The sequence below is a fragment of the Pseudomonas iranensis genome (assembly GCF_014268585.2).
Lineage (GTDB): Bacteria > Pseudomonadota > Gammaproteobacteria > Pseudomonadales > Pseudomonadaceae > Aquipseudomonas > Aquipseudomonas iranensis.
The window spans coordinates 3809798-3827863 of sequence record NZ_CP077092.1 but is presented as its reverse complement, the minus strand read 5'-3'; the positions used below and the strand labels follow the sequence as shown (position 1 = coordinate 3827863).

Annotated in this window: 20 protein-coding genes; 11 read left to right on the top strand and 9 right to left on the bottom strand. The window is 58.0% G+C overall.

Features of this window, described 5'->3' with window-relative positions; genetic code table 11:
• Nucleotides 1–63: 63 nt before the first annotated feature.
• Nucleotides 64–426: a DUF427 domain-containing protein gene (locus HU724_RS17040; RefSeq protein WP_186566629.1), complete on the top strand. Its 363-nt coding sequence runs from the start codon at nt 64–66 to the stop codon at nt 424–426.
• A gap of 43 nt (nt 427–469) precedes the next feature.
• Here the strand turns inward: HU724_RS17040 and HU724_RS17035 are convergent, their stop codons facing one another.
• The 4 genes from HU724_RS17035 to HU724_RS17020 form a co-directional block, all read right to left on the bottom strand.
• Nucleotides 470–1081 (bottom strand): hypothetical protein, encoded by a 612-nt coding sequence (locus HU724_RS17035; protein ID WP_186566631.1) that lies wholly within the window; start codon nt 1079–1081, stop codon nt 470–472.
• Nucleotides 1082–1105: 24 nt separating this feature from the next.
• Entirely contained in the window at nt 1106–1861 is a 756-nt protein-coding gene (locus tag HU724_RS17030; RefSeq protein WP_186566633.1) for a hypothetical protein, read from the bottom strand.
• Between the two features lie 252 nt (nt 1862–2113).
• Complete coding sequence (locus tag HU724_RS17025; protein ID WP_186566635.1) at nt 2114–3736, bottom strand: MFS transporter; 1623 nt, start codon at nt 3734–3736, stop codon at nt 2114–2116.
• Between the two features lie 132 nt (nt 3737–3868).
• Nucleotides 3869–5530: a GMC family oxidoreductase gene (locus HU724_RS17020; RefSeq protein WP_186566637.1), complete on the bottom strand. Its 1662-nt coding sequence runs from the start codon at nt 5528–5530 to the stop codon at nt 3869–3871.
• 133 nt (nt 5531–5663) lie between these two features.
• Between HU724_RS17020 and HU724_RS17015 the strand changes: the two genes are divergently transcribed.
• The 3 genes from HU724_RS17015 to HU724_RS17005 all read left to right on the top strand — a co-directional run bounded on the left by HU724_RS17015 (nt 5664) and on the right by HU724_RS17005 (nt 9012).
• Complete coding sequence (locus HU724_RS17015) at nt 5664–6548, top strand: LysR family transcriptional regulator (RefSeq protein ID WP_186566639.1); 885 nt, start codon at nt 5664–5666, stop codon at nt 6546–6548.
• Nucleotides 6549–6814: 266 nt separating this feature from the next.
• On the top strand, nt 6815–8356 hold the full coding sequence (locus tag HU724_RS17010) for a phospholipase effector Tle1 domain-containing protein (RefSeq protein WP_186566641.1): 1542 nt from the start codon (nt 6815–6817) through the stop codon (nt 8354–8356).
• Nucleotides 8356–9012: a DUF2931 family protein gene (locus tag HU724_RS17005; protein WP_110601045.1), complete on the top strand. Its 657-nt coding sequence runs from the start codon at nt 8356–8358 to the stop codon at nt 9010–9012. The genes HU724_RS17010 and HU724_RS17005 overlap by 1 nt, the downstream gene beginning before the upstream one ends.
• A gap of 108 nt (nt 9013–9120) precedes the next feature.
• Here HU724_RS17005 and HU724_RS17000 read toward each other — a convergent pair whose 3' ends face one another.
• From HU724_RS17000 to HU724_RS16990, 3 genes are all read right to left on the bottom strand, one after another.
• Nucleotides 9121–10224 carry a DNA alkylation repair protein gene (locus HU724_RS17000; protein WP_186566643.1) on the bottom strand — a complete coding sequence of 368 codons (1104 nt, stop codon included), beginning with the start codon at nt 10222–10224 and terminating at the stop codon, nt 9121–9123.
• Nucleotides 10225–10226: 2 nt separating this feature from the next.
• Nucleotides 10227–10832 (bottom strand): glutathione S-transferase, encoded by a 606-nt coding sequence (locus HU724_RS16995; protein ID WP_186566645.1) that lies wholly within the window; start codon nt 10830–10832, stop codon nt 10227–10229.
• Nucleotides 10833–10893: 61 nt separating this feature from the next.
• A complete protein-coding gene (locus tag HU724_RS16990) occupies nt 10894–11802 on the bottom strand; it encodes a MurR/RpiR family transcriptional regulator (protein WP_186566647.1) in 909 nt (302 codons plus the stop codon).
• A 405-nt stretch (nt 11803–12207) separates the two neighbouring features.
• On the opposite strand from HU724_RS16990, the gene HU724_RS16985 reads away from it, so the two are divergent.
• The 3 genes from HU724_RS16985 to HU724_RS16975 all read left to right on the top strand — a co-directional run bounded on the left by HU724_RS16985 (nt 12208) and on the right by HU724_RS16975 (nt 14756).
• Nucleotides 12208–12612 (top strand): TraR/DksA family transcriptional regulator, encoded by a 405-nt coding sequence (locus tag HU724_RS16985; protein WP_016775095.1) that lies wholly within the window; start codon nt 12208–12210, stop codon nt 12610–12612.
• 226 nt (nt 12613–12838) lie between these two features.
• Nucleotides 12839–14443: a methyl-accepting chemotaxis protein gene (locus HU724_RS16980; protein ID WP_186566649.1), complete on the top strand. Its 1605-nt coding sequence runs from the start codon at nt 12839–12841 to the stop codon at nt 14441–14443.
• A gap of 109 nt (nt 14444–14552) precedes the next feature.
• Entirely contained in the window at nt 14553–14756 is a 204-nt protein-coding gene (locus HU724_RS16975; RefSeq protein WP_016775093.1) for a hypothetical protein, read from the top strand.
• A 6-nt stretch (nt 14757–14762) separates the two neighbouring features.
• On the opposite strand, the gene HU724_RS16970 is transcribed toward HU724_RS16975, so the two are convergent.
• Together HU724_RS16970 and HU724_RS16965 are read right to left on the bottom strand one after the other, a co-directional pair.
• Nucleotides 14763–15002, bottom strand: a complete 240-nt coding sequence (locus HU724_RS16970) for a DUF2789 family protein (protein WP_016775092.1) — start codon at nt 15000–15002, stop codon at nt 14763–14765.
• 50 nt (nt 15003–15052) lie between these two features.
• A complete protein-coding gene (locus tag HU724_RS16965; protein WP_434093606.1) occupies nt 15053–15265 on the bottom strand; it encodes a hypothetical protein in 213 nt (70 codons plus the stop codon).
• Nucleotides 15266–15744: 479 nt separating this feature from the next.
• Between HU724_RS16965 and HU724_RS16960 the strand changes: the two genes are divergently transcribed.
• The 4 genes from HU724_RS16960 (at nt 15745) to HU724_RS16945 (ending at nt 18063) form a co-directional block, all read left to right on the top strand.
• Entirely contained in the window at nt 15745–16194 is a 450-nt protein-coding gene (locus HU724_RS16960) for a hypothetical protein (RefSeq protein WP_024013252.1), read from the top strand.
• Nucleotides 16191–16388 carry a hypothetical protein gene (locus HU724_RS16955; RefSeq protein ID WP_186566651.1) on the top strand — a complete coding sequence of 66 codons (198 nt, stop codon included), beginning with the start codon at nt 16191–16193 and terminating at the stop codon, nt 16386–16388. Before HU724_RS16960 ends, HU724_RS16955 begins: the two co-directional genes overlap by 4 nt.
• 125 nt (nt 16389–16513) lie before the next feature.
• On the top strand, nt 16514–17530 hold the full coding sequence (locus tag HU724_RS16950) for an ABC transporter substrate-binding protein (RefSeq protein WP_024013250.1): 1017 nt from the start codon (nt 16514–16516) through the stop codon (nt 17528–17530).
• Nucleotides 17531–17622: 92 nt separating this feature from the next.
• Nucleotides 17623–18063: a DUF3995 domain-containing protein gene (locus HU724_RS16945; protein WP_186566653.1), complete on the top strand. Its 441-nt coding sequence runs from the start codon at nt 17623–17625 to the stop codon at nt 18061–18063.
• Nucleotides 18064–18066: the final 3 nt, after the last annotated feature.

The following is an 18066-nucleotide window of genomic DNA, read 5'->3' as shown; positions in this document are numbered from 1 at the left end:
AACCAGACCCGAGCCCATCAGCTATACCTGAACCGGTCTCTTCGCCGTCTTCAGGAGAACCCCATGAAAAGCCCCAGCCCCGTGATCAGCGTCGAACAACTCAGCGGCTGTCTACTGGTTAAATTCCACGGCATCCAGGTCGCCGCGTCCTCTCACGCGCTGATCCTCAACGAAGCCAACTATCCGCCGGTGTACTACATCCCGCGCGAAGACATCGACGAAAAATACTTCGCCCGCACCGACCACACCAGCTATTGCCCGTACAAGGGCGACGCCAACTATTTCAGCCTGCAAGTGCCCGGACATGAGGGTGCCAACGCGGTGTGGACTTATGAAAACCCGAAGGTCTCGGTTGAACCGATCCGCGAGTACGTGGCGTTTTATCCGGATCAAGTGAAATTCGAGGTGATCAAGGCTGAAGGCTGATGCCGCTGACGTACTTCATACGCCAGCGGGCAATCTTGCCGAGTCAGCCATTTAACAAAAGTAGCGCCACCATCGGGTACCGCTTGTTGTCATGGCTGGGAGTTTTCTGTGCGTCTGTTGGGCAGACCCAGGCGAGCGCATCGTTGGGCAATGCCAGGAGCATTGTCTGGAAGGCCTCGATCTGCTCAATGCTTGCCGGTTTGGCGAGCGAATAGGGCGCGATAAATACGGCGCCGACTTTAGGCTCGTCGTAGTCAAGTCGGCCGGCCTCAAAGGTCGCCAGTTTGCATTTGCCCAGTATCCGGTCGCGGGCGGCCGTCAGATCATCAATTGGCACGTAAGCGATCTTGGCTTCGATGCAATAACCGTTTTTGTCATCGGCAATGTACAAATCGTTGCGGCCGATCACTGAGGTCTTTTCGTCCGCCTCGGTAGCGATCTTGATGATCTGGTATTCCTCGATGGCGGTCCAGTCGGCTTTCCAGGCGGCTCCGGCGAGAATGCTCACGTTGGCCTGCTCGTTGTACCAGTAGGGCAAATCACCACCTTCCCAAACATCAATGTAGCGCTGCGTGCAGTTTATCCAGCTGTTCAGTACTGGCTCGATTGCCTGCAATGCCGGGCAGGAAATGCCGACACGTTTATCGTTGAACATGGCGATACTCCTTCAAAGTTCGGGTCAGAAAAAATAGCTGAGGAAGCCTTTGGATTGCCTGGCGCTGATCTCTTCGGCAAACAGATCATGTGTGGCCCGGAAAAAGTCTCGCTCGTTATCGAATGTCTCGCTTTCGGCTGCTCCTATCAGCTCATAGGCCTTGACGGTTGGTTCGGCATAAACCTTTATTTCGTCGAGCAGCTTTTGCTGCTCTTCTGTTTTTTCGAATGGCGTGGACACCAGCTTGCGCGCCAACCCCATCATGTCTTCTGCCTGGACGGGAGCGGTCAATGAATCCTTGCTTTGCTGCAGCCTGCGGTTGATATCCGCGTGTTTCTCATCTCGTGTCTTGGCCAGCTCCTTGAACTTTGTGTAGGTACCGGTCACCAGTGCCAGTTCTTCATATTTGATGTAGAGCTCAGTGCTGCACTGGGACACGGCGCGAGCGAGTTCCGGAGTGGCCTTGGCCAGTTCCTCGGTGCGAGTCCAGATCGCCTTGGGGATTGCGTCGTAACCAGCCAGGGTATTCACTTCGGGATGGCCTTGCATATGCGCCAGTTCGTTGAATTGCAGTTGGTAGTTAGCTGCGAGTTGGCTGTATTTGCTGACCAATTGGTGGTGCTGGCTGGAGCAGGAGGCTTGCAGCGCACGCATGGGGCGATAGTAGCTGTCGATGATGTCTTTCTTCTCGCCTAACGTACTTTTGTAGCCTTCGAGGATGCCGGTGAAGAGAAACGAGCCGAGTACCAACGGGAGGATGACTTGACCGAACCAGGCCAAGATCTTTTCTCCTTTAGGGGGAGCGTCAGTTGCAGGGGAGCTGGAGGGTGTTTGTGGGGAGGGTGAATTGTTCGCCATATCCTGTTCCTTAGGATGATTGGATGTCGTTGGGGCCGATGCGCTCGGGTTGTGGCACTGGGGCCATGCCGAATGCGCCGGCATGATAGGTAAGTGCCATCATTCTGTCGAACATTCAATCTCAAGGCAGTAATCCGCTTCAGGGCAGGCCAGAAGCGGATTCGATGACGACGCTCAGTTCTTGTCGAGATCGATATTCTTCGTCTCACGCAGACAGATCATCCCCACCACCAGGCTCACCCCGGTGATCAGCACCGGATACCACAGCCCGTAGAAAATATCCCCGGTGTACACCACCAGCGCGAACGACACCGTCGGCAGGAATCCGCCAAACCAGCCGTTGCCGATGTGGTAGGGCAGCGACATCGAGGTGTAGCGAATGCGCGTCGGGAACAGTTCGACCATCAGCGCCGCCAGCGGCCCGTAGCACATGGCGGAGATGATGATCAGCGCGACGATCAGGGCGACGATCATCGGTTTGTTGATCTGCTGCATATCGGCTTGTTGCGGGTAGCCGGCGAGGGTAATCGCGCCGCGCAGTGCCGCCTCATCGAAACCATCCAGCTTCACGTCGCCGACACTCACTTGCACGGCGCTGCCCGCAGGCGCAGCGACGCTGGAGTACGGCAGGCCTTGTTTGGCCAGAAAGGTCTTGACCTTGTCGCACGGGCTGTCGAATTTGGCCTTGCCCACCGGATCGAACTGGAAGGTGCAAGTGGCGGGGTCGGCGAGGACGGTGATCGGCGCCTGACGGCTGGCCTGATCGATTGCCGGGTTGGCGTAATGGGCCAGGGATTTGAAGATCGGGAAGTACAGCGCGGTGGCCAGCAGCAGGCCGAGCATCAGCACCGGTTTACGCCCGACCTTGTCCGACAGCCAGCCGAAAAAGATGAAGAACGGCGCGCCGATCACCACGCTGATGATCAGCAGACTGTTGGCCACCGCCGGGTCCATTTTCAGGAACTGGGTGAGGAAGAACAGCACGTAGAACTGCGCGGCGTAGAAGGTCACTGCTTGCCCGGCGTTGATGCTGAACAGGGCGATCAGCACGACTTTGAGGTTTTCCCATTTGCCGAAGGATTCGCGGATCGGCGCCTTCGAGGTTTTGCCTTCTTCCTTCATTTTCAGGTAGGCCGGCGACTCGTGCAGGCTCAGGCGAATCCAGGTGGAAATACCCAGCAGCACGATCGACAGCAGGAACGGAATGCGCCAGCCCCAGACTTCAAACTGGTCGCCGGTGAAGTAGCGGCAACCGAGCACTACCAGCAGCGAGAGCAGCAGGCCGAGGGTCGCGGTGGATTGAATCCAACTGGTGTGGAAGCCGCGTTTGCCGATGGGCGCGTGTTCGGCTACGTAGGTCGCCGCACCACCGTATTCGCCACCGAGCGCCAGACCCTGAAGCATGCGCAGCACCACCAGAATGATCGGCGCGGCGATGCCGATGCTGGCGTAGGTCGGCAGCAGGCCGACGCAGAACGTCGCCACGCCCATCAGAATGATCGTCGCCAGAAAGGTGTATTTGCGCCCGATCATGTCGCCCAGGCGGCCGAACACCAACGCGCCGAACGGCCGTACGATGAAGCCGGCGGCGAACGCCATGAGCGCGAAGATGAATGCCGTGGTGTCGTTGACCCCGGCGAAGAACTGCTTGCTGATCACCGCCGCGAGGGCGCCGTAGAGGAAGAAGTCATACCACTCGAACACCGTCCCGAGTGATGAAGCGAAGATGACTTTTTGCGTGGCGTTGCTGGTCTCGGCGCTGCCCGCAGCGTCCAGCGGCTGAACGTGTTCTGACATATCGGTATCCCTCACAGTGATTGTTTTTGTTGTTCCACTGGTGTTGCGTGTCCGGTAATGCGCGATGCCTGAGTCTGGTGATGATTCCTGTGGGAGCGAGCCTGCTCGCGAAAGCTTTTTGTCAGTCAACTTCTAGGCTGAGTGAGCTACCGCATTCGCGAGCAGGCTCGCTCCCACAGGGGAGATATCTGCGGATCTGGACAAAATCAGTTGTGCCGCCTTCTCGGCAATCATCAGCGTAGGCGAACAGGTATTACCCGAGGTAATTCTTGGCATGATCGACGCATCGGCAACGCGCAGACCCGGCACGCCATGCACGCGCAATTGCGCATCGACCACTGCGTCACCGTCGTTGCCCATGCGGCAGGTGCCGACCGGATGGAAAATCGTCGTGCCGATTTTCGCCGCCGCTTCATGCAATTGTTCTTCGCTTTGCAAGCTGTCGCCGGGCAGGTATTCCACCGGTTTGAACGCTTGCAGGGCAGGGGCGCTGACGATGCGACGGGTCAGGCGAATTGCATCGGCGGCGACGCGCAGATCTTCTGGATGGTTGAGGTAATTGGGCTGGATCAGCGGCGCCGCTTGCGGATCGGCGGAGCGAATTTCGATGCGCCCACGGCTCTGCGGACGCAGGTCGCACACCGAGGCGGTGAACGCCGGGAAGCTGTGCAGCGGCTCGCCAAAACGCTCCAGTGATAACGGCTGCACGTGATATTGCAGGTTCGCCGAGGTTTGCTCGGGACCGGAGCGGGCAAACGCGCCCAACTGACTCGGCGCCATCGACAACGGCCCGCTGCGGTCGTACAGATAACGCAGGCCCATGCCCATCTTGCCCCACACGCTGCCGGCGATCTGGTTCAGGGTGCGGGCGTTTTCCAGCTTGTAGATCAGGCGCAGTTGCAGGTGATCCTGCAGGTTGCCGCCGACGCCCGGCAGCTCATGAATCACGCCTATCCCTAAGCGTTCGAGCAGCGGCCGCGGACCGATGCCGGAGCGCTGCAGAATGCTCGGCGAGCCGACCGAGCCGGCGCACAAGACAATCTCCTTGCGCGCCTTGAACTGTCTGGTCTGGCCTTCATGCTGCGCGCTGACTTTCGCCGCGCGGCCGTTCTCCAGCAAGACACGATCAACCTCGATGCCGGTCAGCACGGTCAGGTTCGCCCGGCTGCGCAGCGGTTTCAAAAAGGCCTTGGCCGCGTTCCAGCGCACCCCGGCTTTCTGGTTGACCTGAAAGTAGCCGCAGCCCTCGTTGTCGCCCTGGTTGAAGTCATTGATGCTGGCGATGCCGCTTTGCTCGGCAGCGCTGCGAAAGGCATCGAGAATCGGCCACGACAGGCGCTGCTGTTCGACTCGCCATTCACCCTGATCGCCATGAAATTCAGCGCCGCCGGCAAAGTGGTTTTCGCTCTGTTTGAACAGCGGCAGCACGTCTTTCCAGGCCCAGCCCGGATTGCCTGCCGCCGCCCAGCCGTCATAGTCGCCGGCCTGGCCGCGCATGTAGATCATGCCGTTGATCGACGAACAGCCGCCCAGCACCTTGCCGCGCGGATAACTCAGCGCGCGGCCATTGAGGCCCGGTTGTTGTTCGGTTTTGAAGCACCAGTCGGTGCGCGGGTTACCGATGCAGAACAGGTAACCCACAGGAATATGAATCCAGGCGTAGTTGTCGCGTCCGCCGGCTTCGAGCAGCAACACCCGTTGCTGCGGATCCGCCGAAAGCCGGTTGGCCAGCAAGCAACCGGCGGGGCCGGCGCCGACCACGATGTAGTCGAATTCATCCAGGGACGTCTGCATGCCCTGACCTCGCTTTTTGTTTTTATTGTCGGACACTCTAGTTGTTAGCTTTCGTTAAAAGAATGTTAGTTTTTGCGCAGCCGCTGTGCGTTTTCAAACAGCCCGAAGTGACGACAGCTGACAAGGACCTGCCATGTTCGACTGGAACGACCTGCGCTTTTTTCTCGAGCTGCAACGCAGTGGCCGCCTGCTCACCGCCGCGCGCCGGCTAAACACCACCCACGCGACGGTGGCGCGGCATATTGAATCGATCGAGAAAAGCCTCGGCACGGCGCTGTTCGTCCAGCACGCCCAAGGCTATGAAATGACCCCGGCGGGGGAGGCGCTACTCAAGCACGCCGAAGCGATGGAAAACGTCGCGCTGCTGGCGCAGGAAGAAATCACCCAGTCCACCGCGCCGCTGGGCAAGATCCGTGTCGGCGTCACCGAAGGCCTTGGCATCAAATTCCTCGCCAGTCGCATGATCGGTCTGTTCGAGCGCTATCCCGGGCTGGAAGTGGAACTGGTCGCTGTGCCGCGCTTTGTCAGCATCCTCAACCGCGAAGCGGAAATCAGCATCCACCTCGAACGGCCATCCGCCGACATGCTGGTCACGCGCAAGCTCACTGACTATCGACTCGCGTTGTATGCCAGCCAAACCTACCTCGACAACGCACCGCCACTGCACAGCTGCGAAGACCTGGGCCGACATGCGTGGATCGGTTACGTTGACGACCTGCTGTTCAGTCAGGAACTGATGTTCCTCAACAGCTTCTGCCGCAGCCCGCGCGTGGTGTTTCACAGCACCAGCGTCATCGCCCAACAGGAAGCGGCGCGCTCGGGGTTGGGCATCGCCGTGCTGCCGTGCTACATGGCCGCGTCCGACCCGGATCTGGTGGCACTGTTGCCGGATGAAAGCATCGAGCGCAGCTACTGGATCAGCACCCGCCGGGAGCTGCACAAATCCGTGCGGCTGCGGGTGGTCTGGGATTATGTGGTGGGGTTATGTGAGGCAGAGCAGGGCCTGTTGCGCGGTTAGCCTGATGCAACCCGTCCCCCTGTGGGAGCGAGCCTGCTCGCGAAGGCAATCTTTCAGCAACATCGATGCTGACTGACACACCGCTTTCGCGAGCAGGCTCGCTCCCACAGGGTTATTCACCCTGGCTGCTTTCACGGGTTGATACCTTTTGGGAGTGAGCCTGCTCGCACTGACGCTCCATGGCTGGCACACCGCCACGGCTTGCACCGCCCCCTCCCGGCTGCCACCCTTCTGGCCGTTCTTCAAGGATCAGAAGGAATCAAGGATTGAGTGGCTACGTTCCAAACCCGCCGAAAAACTATCGCTACGAAGAAGCCAAGCCCGTCGACATACACGCCCAGCATTGGGCCGAGTATGAGAAGCATGGTAAAGAGCCTGCGCGCGAGCCCGAGAAAATCGGGATTGCGTTGAGGATCGGGGTGTTCTTTGATGGTACGGGCAACAACGCGAACAACTCAGCTGCGGGGTTGTTGTGTGGTGCTCAGCATCCGATAGCGCCTGAGGATATCGATGCCAGTTGCAAGCCCTATATGCGCAATCCAGATAGTAGCTATGCCAATGAAACAACCAACGTTTACAAACTGAGCGAACTGTACTTCGCACCTCAGAAAGCCGAAGGAGACGGCTCGCACAAGCGGGCGTTTCGCAGGGTGTATATAGAGGGGATTGGCACTCGATCGGGAGAAGAGGACAGTACATTCGGAGCGGGCACGGGCCGCGGAGACACGGGTATAGCGGGTCGTGTCCAACAATCATTTAGCGAGATCAAATCGCGTATTGAAGATGTAATTAACGAAAATCCAAACAGTGAAATTACCTCGCTGACTTTCGATACGTTCGGATTTAGTCGCGGCGCAGCTGCCGCGAGGCATTTTGCCAATGCAGTAGTCCGCGGGAAACAAGGGCCACTCGGAGATGTATTGCGCAACAATGCGAGCGACTTTAGTCGCACCTTCATCGATCAGTACCAAGGCAGCATCAACATGGGATTCATCGGGCTGTTCGACACTGTGCCGTCGGTTGCTGGCTGGTCGAATCTTGGCAACGTTAAAAGTCCTGTGGCCACGGGTATCAAGCTATACCTCGACCGGCGGTTTTTTACTGACGTCGTTCAGCTGTCGGCGCGGGACGAATATCGCGCTAATTTCGCATTGAGTCGCGTTAAAGCCGACCACTTGGAAGTCATTCTTCCAGGGGTGCATTCCGACATCGGCGGCGGTTACCGCGATGACATTGAAGAGTGTGTACTGGTCAGTCCAATGCAAACGCTTGAGGTCTCGAAGTTTACCGATGTATCTACTACGTCGATCTACCGCGATGCCATGGTCATTAAAAATGAGTGGATCTCAAGGGGGTGGCCCGAAGATCTGCTGGAAATTGTTACGCCGGACGCGCTTCTCCTGCCCGTGGATCAACAGGACCGGCTCAGTCCCCGTAGAAAGCGCGTTTATGCAGCTCTGCAACTCAAACGTCCCGTAAGCGGGTTGTTGTCGAGGGTATATCTTCGGGTGATGCATAGCTTGGCAAAAGAGAAGGGGGTTCGCTTCGATGATATTCCAGCCACGGCTGCTTTGGCGGTCCCGTCAGAGCTTCAGGCGTTGTGCGACCGATTTGTCGCAGGTGACTACACCACAACTCAGCAAGAGGAGAACCTGCTGAAGTTGAAATACATTCACATGTCCGCAAATTGGAATCACCCTCTTGGAAGAAGAGACGGCAGCGGAGTCCGCGCCGTCTATATCAATGCGCCCACCGCAGACGCGATTCGCGTGCAGCATCCTCACGTACCTGACTGGACTCTTTGGTAATGAAATTATTTGTCGCCCTGCTACTTGGCGTATGCATAACGGGTTGCCAGTCTTCTGATCTGCTCTCAGCCAAGAGCGATCCAAAGTCGAAATGGTGGGAGCTGGCTTTCACTGAGCCCGATTACATGAAGGTATGGGTGGAGGACAGTTCGGTGCAGGACATAACCGGCAAAGTTTTCTTTAGAACCGGTGGAGGGACTGCTGCGGGCGGAGAGCCTGAAAACGGTACTGACTCTGCTCGCGGCTGGACAGGGGTGGGGGGCAGCGGTAAAAGAGTGGTGGGGGCCGATCTACCCATTCGTATCTATGTTCGCTGGCAATCAATCGTTGAACAGAAAACGTGGCAAGCGTGGGTGGATATTCCAGAGAATGCCAGACAGATAATGGTGACTTCTACCAGTCAACGGTGCCCCGAGAGACCTGACAGGACAGCACGCTTCATGGCCTCTGTTTACTTGGGACTTGCTCCGGGCGGTGTTGTTCAGGTGTGGGTAAGAGACTCATGTCATCGACCGATAAAGGTTGCTCGAGCGCAAGGCGAGATTGAGCCGCTAGGGCCGGAGCTTGGGAAAAACGGTGGTCGCTACGCCTATCCCGTCAGCGAAAAGTCCAAGCGCTATATCGAGAAATTCGGCATCCCGTACGGAAGTTGGTAAGCGCTGAAGCCGTGAATCGTCCACTGTGCCGCCGCGTGCAGTGTCGAAGCACGGCTGCCAGTGCACTGATCCGCTACCGGCTTTTTTGGTGAATAAACAACTCACGCCTCAAATCAAAACCTCAAACGCCGCACTCCCCAACACCTCCCCATTAACCATCACCTGCACTCCATGCCGGCCGGCAAAATGCTTGCGTGTCGTAAAATCCTTGATGACTTGATGCCGTCGCACTATCTCAGTCCCGAAACCCGCTAATCCCAGAGTCTTCAACTTGAAAACTTTCCTCGAAACCCCGCCATTTGCCTTCACATACTCAATCGCATAATCAATCACCAGCCTTTGCTCGTGCGCCACCATGGACTTCACCGTAAACGACAAAGTAATCGCTTCCCCCAACCTCACCACCGCCGGCTCGACCTGCACATCCAACAACTCAACCTCAGCCTTCGCCCCTGCGCCAATCACCGTCAGCGCGCGCACGTCGCCCTGTTTGATCAAACTGCGCAACGCATGCTTGGCAATCCAGGCCGTATGCTTGTTGTCCAGCGACCAACCTTCAATCGTGTCCAGCACCCACTCCGGATGCACTTTCGTCACGTCATTCAAATGGTTGGCCACGGACTTGCGCACGTACAAGCTCTCGTCCGCCTTCAACCGATCCAGTATCCCGGCGGCCAGCAGAGGATCAGCCTGCACCGCTTCCAGGCGAAACGACCATGGCAGGCGAGGGCGGCTGCCTTCGCTGGCTAGGCGTCGAACGTGGTGGTTTTCGTCTCGGGTCCAGTCATGCATTCGTTCCAGCGAGCGCTCGAGGTCGCTGCGCAAAAAGTAGCGGATGGCGAATTCGGAGGAGCCGAAGGTGGTGAAGTACTTCAGCGCGTCCATTGAGGTGTCGAACGCATGGGCGCCGTAGCTCGCGACGTAGTGTGGGAGGCACATGCTGACGAAGCCGCTGTTCAGCCTTGGTGCGAGTTCACGTAACACATGTAAGGAATCTTCGTAGTCCAGCGGCAGCACGGCATGCAGGCTTTCGCTGACACGCGCCATGCGTTGCATCACTGATAGTTCAGCGAGTCCGTCCCGGGCGTGTTTGAGAAACGCCTTGGCCTTGAACGCCGGGTACACCGCGCTCATTTCGTCAGCGATGTGCTGCAAGCGCTTGGCGTTGAAGATTTCCTTTAACGCCGGGGCGGCGGTGTCGGTGGAGCTCATGATCAGTTCATCGGTGTGCTGATGAACGCATCGGTGCCTTCTGCGTAGGCGGTGTACTCGGTGATACGCGGAAAGCGTGTTGCGTCGATCTGATCGGGTACGACGAGTTCGGTGAAGCTCCAGGCAACCGCCAGGCTGATGCCGGTCTGTGCGAGGGAGCCGTCGACCGGCAAGTCACTGTGTTCAAGTTCTTTTTCCAGTGCGGTAAACGCGGCGGCGAGTTGGCCTTCGACGCGTTCAACCCAAGGCTGATATTGGATGTCGGCCGGGCGCAAGTTGCGTTCGTAGTAAAGCTGCACGGCTTTTTCGCAGGCGGCGAGGCTCAGGCCGATCAGGCGCAGGGCCTGGGCGCGTTGTTTGAGATCGCTTGGCAGCAGGCTTTTGCCGCAGCTGGCTTCGAGGTAATCGAGGATGAGGGTCGAGTCCATCAGGACCACGCCGTCGTCGAGGATCAATGTGGGCGCCTTGACCACAGGGTTGATCTGCTGGAATCGTTCGAAATGGCGGAACACCGAGACCGACTCGTGTTCGAGGTCGATCCCCAGGCATTTGGCGGAGATTGCTACGCGGCGCACGTAGGGGGAGTCGAGCATGCCGATCAGTTTCATGACGCGTTCCTTCAAGTCGAACCGGTGGGAAGGCATAACCTAGCCGACCCAGAGGCAATTGTCAGTCGTCGAATCCGGCCTGCTCGTGAATTTCATCGACATTCAAGCCCAGCCGATACGCCACTGCCACAAACAGCGCCTGGCACAAACACAGCGTTGCACTGAGCGAACGAAAGGCCAGCGCACTGCCTTCATTGACCAGCAACACGCTATTGGCAAGTTTTGCCAGTGGCGAGAGAGGGCTATCGGTGATGATCAAGGCATTGGCGTTCTGCTGCCGGGCGAAGCGCAGGCAGTCTTGGGTTTCCTTGGCGTAGGGTACAAAACTGATGGCGATGACCAGGTCGTTGGCGCGCACGCTGCGCATTTGCTCGCGATAGCTGCCGCCGACGCCGGAGACGAGATGAATGCGCTTCTGCGTGTGCTGAAGGTTGTAAACCAGATAGTCGGCGACGGCGAACGAGCGGCGGACTCCGACCACATAGATGTCGTCGGCATTGACGATGAGATCGACGGCTGTATCGAACGCCAGCTCGTCCAGTTCGCGGCCCAAGCGTTCTATGCCCGAGAGCGTTGCGTCGATGCACTCGCGGGCCAGGTCGCCGCTGTTGGCGGTCTGCGAGTTGTTGGCGATCAGGCTGCGGATGCGTTGCTGATAGTTTTGCGCTGGCGTGGTTCTGTGCGTCCAGGCCTGGCGGAACAGCGCCTGCATCTCGCTGAAGCCGCTGAACCCAAAACGTTGCGAGAAACGCACAATGGCTGACGGATGCACTTCGCACTCGCGGGCGATGTCGCTGATGCGCTCGACCATGATTCGCTCGCTCTGCTGGCTGATGTAGCTGGCGACGCGTTTGAGCTGGCGCGGCAGGGCGTCATACTCTTCGCTGATCATTTGCAGCAGGCGCTCGGCGTTGACCGGCGCGCTGGCGAAGGAAATTTCGTCTGTGGCCGGCAGAGCGGGGCGGGGCATGGGCAGCATCCTTCAGGCGAGTTGAGCACGCGGTGGGCCTGATAATAGAAGGGCTGCGTAAGCTCTGCCGGGCTGAAACGATGCACCTTGCGAGAATAATCTCCGCTGTCGCTGGCGGGTTGGTTAGCCGTTTGTCTTCTATATACAGCCGCTGGACTGAATTTCTTGCTATAAACGCACTCCGATGGCCGTGTGAAGCCTGTGTCAGAGCAGTTTCCAGCTCCTGTCGGACAAATTCCCTGTATTTACAGTTGCTGAGGTCTTGATCGGGCCTTAGACTGCCGCCCCTCGTAAATTGAGTGCCGGGTGGCGTTTGCAATAAAACGATGCCTTTTCGACGGCCGACACGGTTCGCCGAAACGCTCCCTTATTCGCCTTAATGCACGTTTTTTTATAGAGATATCAATGACAAAGGACAAGTTGCTGGCTATGCCGGCAGATGACTACATGAATGCAGAGCAACACGCTTTCTTCACTGAGCTGTTGCAGAACATGAAAGTCGAAACCCACGAGCGCATTGAGCAAAATCGTATCGCCATCGAAAGCCTGGACACCCCGGCTGACCCGGCGGACGCGGCTTCGGTTGAAGAAGAGCGCACCTGGCTGGTCAACGCGATCGATCGCGACCAGCGCATGCTGCCGCAACTGGAACAAGCCCTTGAGCGCATCAAGGACGACAGCTTTGGCTGGTGCGACGACAGCGGCGAGGCCATTGGCCTGAAACGCCTGCTGATCAGCCCGACCACCAAGTACTGCATCGAAGCTCAAGAGCGTCACGAGCAGATCGACAAGCACCAGCGTCAGGCCTGATTCCATGGCGGCCCCTGAATGGGGGCGCCTGCAAGAGATCGCAGCCTTCGGCAGCTTCGACATGGAGTTGCGGGAGGCTGCGATCTTTGTTTTTGCTCGTCTGCGCTATTTCCTCCGTCGTTCCATTGACCTGCCACAGACCCCCCGACTAACGGACCATGGATAATGGCGTTGTAGTGGCGTTTAATGCAGTCACAACAATGAGAACAAACGTGGGGTGATCAAGATGACGAGAGATGGATCTCTGGTTGCGGCGCTGCCTGCACCAGTGCTTTTGCCGAAAAAACGCTGGATCGCACCGACCCTGCAAAGCATCGCCCTGATGCTGTTGCTGGCCTGCATGGACATGGCCGAGTGGTCGCTCTACCTCGGCATGCCGCTGGCGATACTGATTGTCTGGCTGCCGCGCCTGCGTTCGCGCAGCGCTCCTGCTGCTGTCCCGGTCGATAGTGCGAGCGAATTGTCCGCACTGACCCGCGATCTTTCCTACACCACCAGTCACAACGCACTGTCAGCCGCCGGGGTGGCGTTCTCGGTCAAGGCGCTGGCGAACAAACTCGAATCGCAACTCGACGCGGCGGCGCAGATCGTCAGCAACGCCGAAGTGATGATCGCCACCGAGCAGGCGACTTCACAGCTCAGTCGCGACGCGCTGGACGCCGCCAGCCAAGCGCATCACAGCAGCGCTGCGGGGCGCAGCGAACTGCTCGACTCGATTTCGCGCATGCAGCAACTCAGTCAGCGCGCCAATGCCAGTCGCGAATTGATCGAGGCCCTGAGTGTGCGCAGCGACGACATTCAGCGGGTGACGCTGGTGATTCAGTCGATTGCCAGCCAGACCAACCTGTTGGCGTTGAACGCTGCGATTGAAGCAGCCCGGGCCGGTGAGCATGGTCGCGGTTTCGCTGTGGTCGCCGACGAGGTGCGCGGACTGGCCGCGCGTACGGCGGCGGCCACGGGTGAGGTCGGTGAGATGGTCGCTGACATTCAGCAGCGCACCGCGCAAGTGGTTGCGCAGATTCGCGAGTTGTCGAGCGATCTGCACACCGGCGTCGAACAGGTCGAGCACACCGGTCAGCATCTTGAGAACATCGCGCGACTTGCCGCCGGAGTGGAAACCCAGGTCAGCGAAATCGCCCGTGGCGCGCAAACCAATCGCGAGCAGCTTGATGCGCTGTTCAGCGCGATTGAGCAAATGCGTAGTGATCTGGCGATCAGCGATCAGCAGACCCGCCGCCTCGCCGAGGCTGCGGTGCAGATGGAAGGGCAGGCGGAAACTATCAGCGAGCGCTTGGCCGAGGTCGGCCTGGATGACTATCACCAGCGCATTTATGACTTGGCGCGCGAAGGTGCGAGCCAGATCGCGGCGCGCTTCGAGGCGGATGTTGAACAGGGGCGGATCAGCCTGGATGACCTGTTCGATCGCAGCTACCAGATGATTCCGGGCACCGAACCAGCCAAATTTCAAACCCGCTTTGATCGATACACCGATCAGGTCTTGCCGGCGATTCAAGAGCCTTTATTGGCGCGTCATGAAGGGCTGGTTTTTGCGATTGCCTGCACGCAGCAGGGTTATGTACCGACGCACAACCAGGCATTCAGCCAGCCATTGACCGGCGATGTGCAGGTCGACACGGTGTACAACCGCACCAAACGCAAATTCACTGACCGCACCGGTATCCGCTGCGGCAGCCATCAGCAACCAGTGCTGTTGCAGACTTACACGCGCGATACGGGTGAGCTGATGCATGATTTATCGGTGCCGATCATGATCAAGGGCCGACACTGGGGCGGGTTGCGTCTGGGCTATAAACCTGAGAATCCGCGCTGAGATTATTACCGTTGACGCAATGAATCTGTGCACGGCGGTTGCTGTTTCCTCTCGACGGAAAGCATTAATCTGACGACTTAGTTAGGTAGCTAATTATTTCGGAGGGCACATGCAGTGCAGGGTAGACGTGGCAGTGATGATCGGCAGCGGTGTTCCGGCCGGCTTACGCGCGATGGGGCGCAGTGTGTGCTGGGTAGTTTTGCTCAACGGTGAGCGACGCGGTACAGCCTTCGCCAGTCGCGATGAAGCGGAGGAGTGCAAGGCTGCCTGGCTCGAACAATTGAATATCGAGCCCGGCGACAGCCTGCACTGATCGCCCTTATTTACCGCGATGCAGACGGACGTTCAGCTCATCGACGATCGGCGCTTCTTCGCCATCGGCCCGCAGCCATTCCTTGAGTAATTGCGCCTGCTGGGGTGACCAGAAGTCGGCATCGATGAGTTTAGTGTCCGGATCCAGCGGATGTGCTTCGACAAAATCATTGATCGACGCCTCATCCGAGGGCAGGCCCAGCTGTTCGAAAAGGGTGGTCAGGTTAAGCTCGGTTGGCAGTTCCATCATCTACTCCTGGGTCGGTGCCGGTGCGGCTTGTTCGTTCACTCCCCTTATCAGAGGCAGCCGCTGGCGCGGAGTTCGATTTTTGATTCAAGCGAGCGGGCGAGGGCGCAGGCTTCGTTGTGATTGCCGCGGAAACCTCTGACACGTCCCGTGGATATCTCCTTGATGTGAAAGAACGCAATACCCGCTGGCACCACTTGAAAGTGTGGGGTTCGATGATTGTTAGAAGATGTCGGAAGGTTGTCGAGGTCGGCAACCTTCATCGTCAGAGGTGTGTTGATTCGCGCGTCGGCCGACGTGGCAAAATGAGTCAAAGTGCACATATGAAGTCCTTTTCATCAGTCGGCCGGGATTTAACGGCCGTTGCGGGTAGTCGTAAGGAGCATCGCTGCTCTAGAATCGCCAGTACCTGTTGACGACCGGGCTTATCTAAAGCAATTTTTCGCCAGCGATATGTCGGAAAAGTGCTTTTTTTCGTGAGAAATTTCCCTGAAGTTCGTAGTCAGATCTTGCTCCAGTCGCACTTGAGGCTTTTTCCTTCAAGGTTTGCCGACTTCAGAGCGGGTTTCACTAATGACAATCCAGTAGTCTACGAACCTCGCGATCAAGAGCGCTTCGCTCGCTTCGGGTTTTTGAGTGATTTTGCAGTTTTCATCGGCATTGCCGTTTTTTGCCGTGCGTGTTTTCCGCTGCACGGTTTTTCAAATGTGGGGATGTTTCTTTGGCAGTCAGTAACCTCGATATGCATGCTTTGTTCGTGCTGGGTGATTTGCGTGCAAAGCTGGTCAAGCAATTTCAATCACGTTTTGTTTACATCACCGAGCAAAACGCCGAAGGCATTTACATCGCCGAAATCGATACCGAAAGTGCACTGGTAGTCGATGACAAACCGGGGCTCAAGCTCAAGGTCGGCGACCATTTCATCGCGTCAGTGTTGCCCAGCCGTGAAGGCGGCAAGATGGACATTCGTTTTCGCGACATCAAACTCACGGTTTACGGCTTGGGCGACTACGCATTTGTCAGTACGGCCGACGGTCACGCGATTCTGTTCAAGGAAGGTCATAGCGTCGTCACGGTGTTCGCCGCCAATGAACAATTGCAGGAAGGCCTGACCAAAACCTTGAAAGCCGTCACCGCCAAGGCTGCCAAATGGCGCAAAGGTGAACTGATTTCCTTCAAGGCCAGCGAGTGAGCCGCGCGCACTTCCATTCGCAAAATCTCGACAGCGCACGCGAAGACGCGCAGCGCCTGTTCGCCCGCAAGGCCGAATTGCAAGGTGTCTGGCTGAGTTGGGTGGCGTCGCAGCTCTACGCATTGCAACCGGCGGCATACGCCAGCATGGTCAGACGGGAGCTGCAAAGCCTGCAGGAAAAGTCTGAAACGTAACCTCGCACGCAGCGGACCCCGGAAAAAGCAGGAACCTCGGCTAAAGTCAGTTGACTGAGTCATTCAGAGGCTTGCGTTTCTGTCAGGCCAACTGCCATTGCTGTGAACAGCACGAGGTGCGATGCATGAACGGATTTCGACGGTTACTGGCCGCCAGCGTGGCCACCTTTGGTTTGCTGACGTCAGCGCAATCGCTGCAGGCGGCACAGGCGCCGATCCACTTTGCCGACCTGAACTGGGAAAGCGGTAGCCTGATCACCGAGGTGCTGCGGGTGATCGTCGAGAAAGGCTACGGCTTGCCGACCGATACCTTGCCGGGTACCACTATTACCCTTGAGACCGCGCTGGCCAACAATGACATCCAGGTGATTGGCGAGGAGTGGGCCGGGCGCAGTCCGGTCTGGGTCAAGGCCGAAGCCGAGGGCAAGGTCGTCGGTCTGGGCGATACGGTAAAGGGCGCCACTGAAGGCTGGTGGGTGCCGGAATACGTGATCAAGGGCGACCCGGCCAAAGGCATCAAACCGTTGGCGCCGGATCTGCGCAGTGTCACTGATCTGAAGAAATACAAGGACGTGTTCAAGGACCCGGAAAGCCCGGGCAAAGGGCGTTTCCTCAACAGCCCGATCGGCTGGACTTCGGAAGTGGTCAACAAGCAGAAGCTCACGGCGTATGGCTTGCAGGACGACTACACCAACTTCCGCAGCGGTTCCGGCGCTGCGCTGGATGCCGAGATCAGCTCTTCGATTCGTCGCGGCAAACCGGTGTTGTTCTATTACTGGTCGCCGACGCCACTGCTTGGCAAATTCAAACTGGTGCAACTGGAAGAGCCGCCGTTCGATGCCGAGGCGTGGAAGACGCTGACAGACGCCGATAATCCCAATCCGAAACCAACCCGCTCGCTGGCATCGAAACTGTCGATTGGCGTGTCTACGCCGTTTCAAAAGCAGAACCCGCAAATTGCCGAGTTCTTCAGCAAGGTCGATTTTCCCATCGAGCCGCTGAACAAGGCATTGGCGGATATGAGTGACAAGCACACCGCGCCTCGTGAGGCGGCGGTCGCGTTCATGAAGACGCATCCGGATGTGTGGCAGGCGTGGCTGCCCAAGGATGTGGCCGACAAGGTGACGGCTGATCTGAAATAACGCGGTCAATACCGTGCACCGCCGACCGGTCGTGCACGGCCAAAAAATCCGACTACGATGGTTTGTTCAAATCCCTTTGAAGGATTTCAACCATGACCTTTGTGTTGGCTCAATGGCTGGTGACTGTGTTCGCGGCAATCGGCCTGATGCATGTTTATTGGGCGTTGGGTGGGCAATGGGCGGCTGCGGTGGTGGTGCCGCAGGTGCCGGTGTCGGGCTTCGTCGCCACGGTACGCCCGGCCTTCAAGCCCTCAGGCTGGCTGACGCTGGCAGTCGCCGCTGCGCTGCTGATAATTGCCGCGCTGGTTTGTATGCGGGTCGGTTGGGGCGTGCCGGCGGTGCAGCACAAGGCACTGCAATGGGTGATCAGCGCGATCGCGTTGCTGATGTTTGCTCGGGCGATCGGTGATTCGAATCTGGTCGGGTTCTTCAAGGAAGTGAAGGGTTCGCGATTTGCGCGGCTGGATACCTGGGTGTATTCGCCGTTGTGTGCGCTGCTGGGGGCGGGGTTGTTGGCAGTAGCGTGGGTCTGAGCC

Bases quoted from the DNA above. Each gene is read 5' to 3' on its own strand.
- HU724_RS16990 (WP_186566647.1), bottom strand. From the start codon at position 11,802: ATGCCCCGCCCCGCTCTGCCGGCCACAGACGAAATTTCCTTCGCCAGC.
- HU724_RS17035 (WP_186566631.1), bottom strand. From the start codon at position 1,081: ATGTTCAACGATAAACGTGTCGGCATTTCCTGCCCGGCATTGCAGGCA.
- HU724_RS17040 (WP_186566629.1), top strand. From the start codon at position 64: ATGAAAAGCCCCAGCCCCGTGATCAGCGTCGAACAACTCAGCGGCTGT.
- HU724_RS16975 (WP_016775093.1), top strand. From the start codon at position 14,553: ATGCAGTGCAGGGTAGACGTGGCAGTGATGATCGGCAGCGGTGTTCCG.
- HU724_RS16980 (WP_186566649.1), top strand. From the start codon at position 12,839: ATGACGAGAGATGGATCTCTGGTTGCGGCGCTGCCTGCACCAGTGCTT.
- HU724_RS16945 (WP_186566653.1), top strand. From the start codon at position 17,623: ATGACCTTTGTGTTGGCTCAATGGCTGGTGACTGTGTTCGCGGCAATC.
- HU724_RS17000 (WP_186566643.1), bottom strand. From the start codon at position 10,224: ATGAGCTCCACCGACACCGCCGCCCCGGCGTTAAAGGAAATCTTCAAC.
- HU724_RS17025 (WP_186566635.1), bottom strand. From the start codon at position 3,736: ATGTCAGAACACGTTCAGCCGCTGGACGCTGCGGGCAGCGCCGAGACC.
- HU724_RS17015 (WP_186566639.1), top strand. From the start codon at position 5,664: ATGTTCGACTGGAACGACCTGCGCTTTTTTCTCGAGCTGCAACGCAGT.
- HU724_RS16995 (WP_186566645.1), bottom strand. From the start codon at position 10,832: ATGAAACTGATCGGCATGCTCGACTCCCCCTACGTGCGCCGCGTAGCA.
- HU724_RS16950 (WP_024013250.1), top strand. From the start codon at position 16,514: ATGAACGGATTTCGACGGTTACTGGCCGCCAGCGTGGCCACCTTTGGT.
- HU724_RS16970 (WP_016775092.1), bottom strand. From the start codon at position 15,002: ATGGAACTGCCAACCGAGCTTAACCTGACCACCCTTTTCGAACAGCTG.
- HU724_RS17005 (WP_110601045.1), top strand. From the start codon at position 8,356: ATGAAATTATTTGTCGCCCTGCTACTTGGCGTATGCATAACGGGTTGC.
- HU724_RS16965 (WP_434093606.1), bottom strand. From the start codon at position 15,265: ATGAAGGTTGCCGACCTCGACAACCTTCCGACATCTTCTAACAATCAT.
- HU724_RS17020 (WP_186566637.1), bottom strand. From the start codon at position 5,530: ATGCAGACGTCCCTGGATGAATTCGACTACATCGTGGTCGGCGCCGGC.
- HU724_RS16960 (WP_024013252.1), top strand. From the start codon at position 15,745: ATGCATGCTTTGTTCGTGCTGGGTGATTTGCGTGCAAAGCTGGTCAAG.
- HU724_RS16985 (WP_016775095.1), top strand. From the start codon at position 12,208: ATGACAAAGGACAAGTTGCTGGCTATGCCGGCAGATGACTACATGAAT.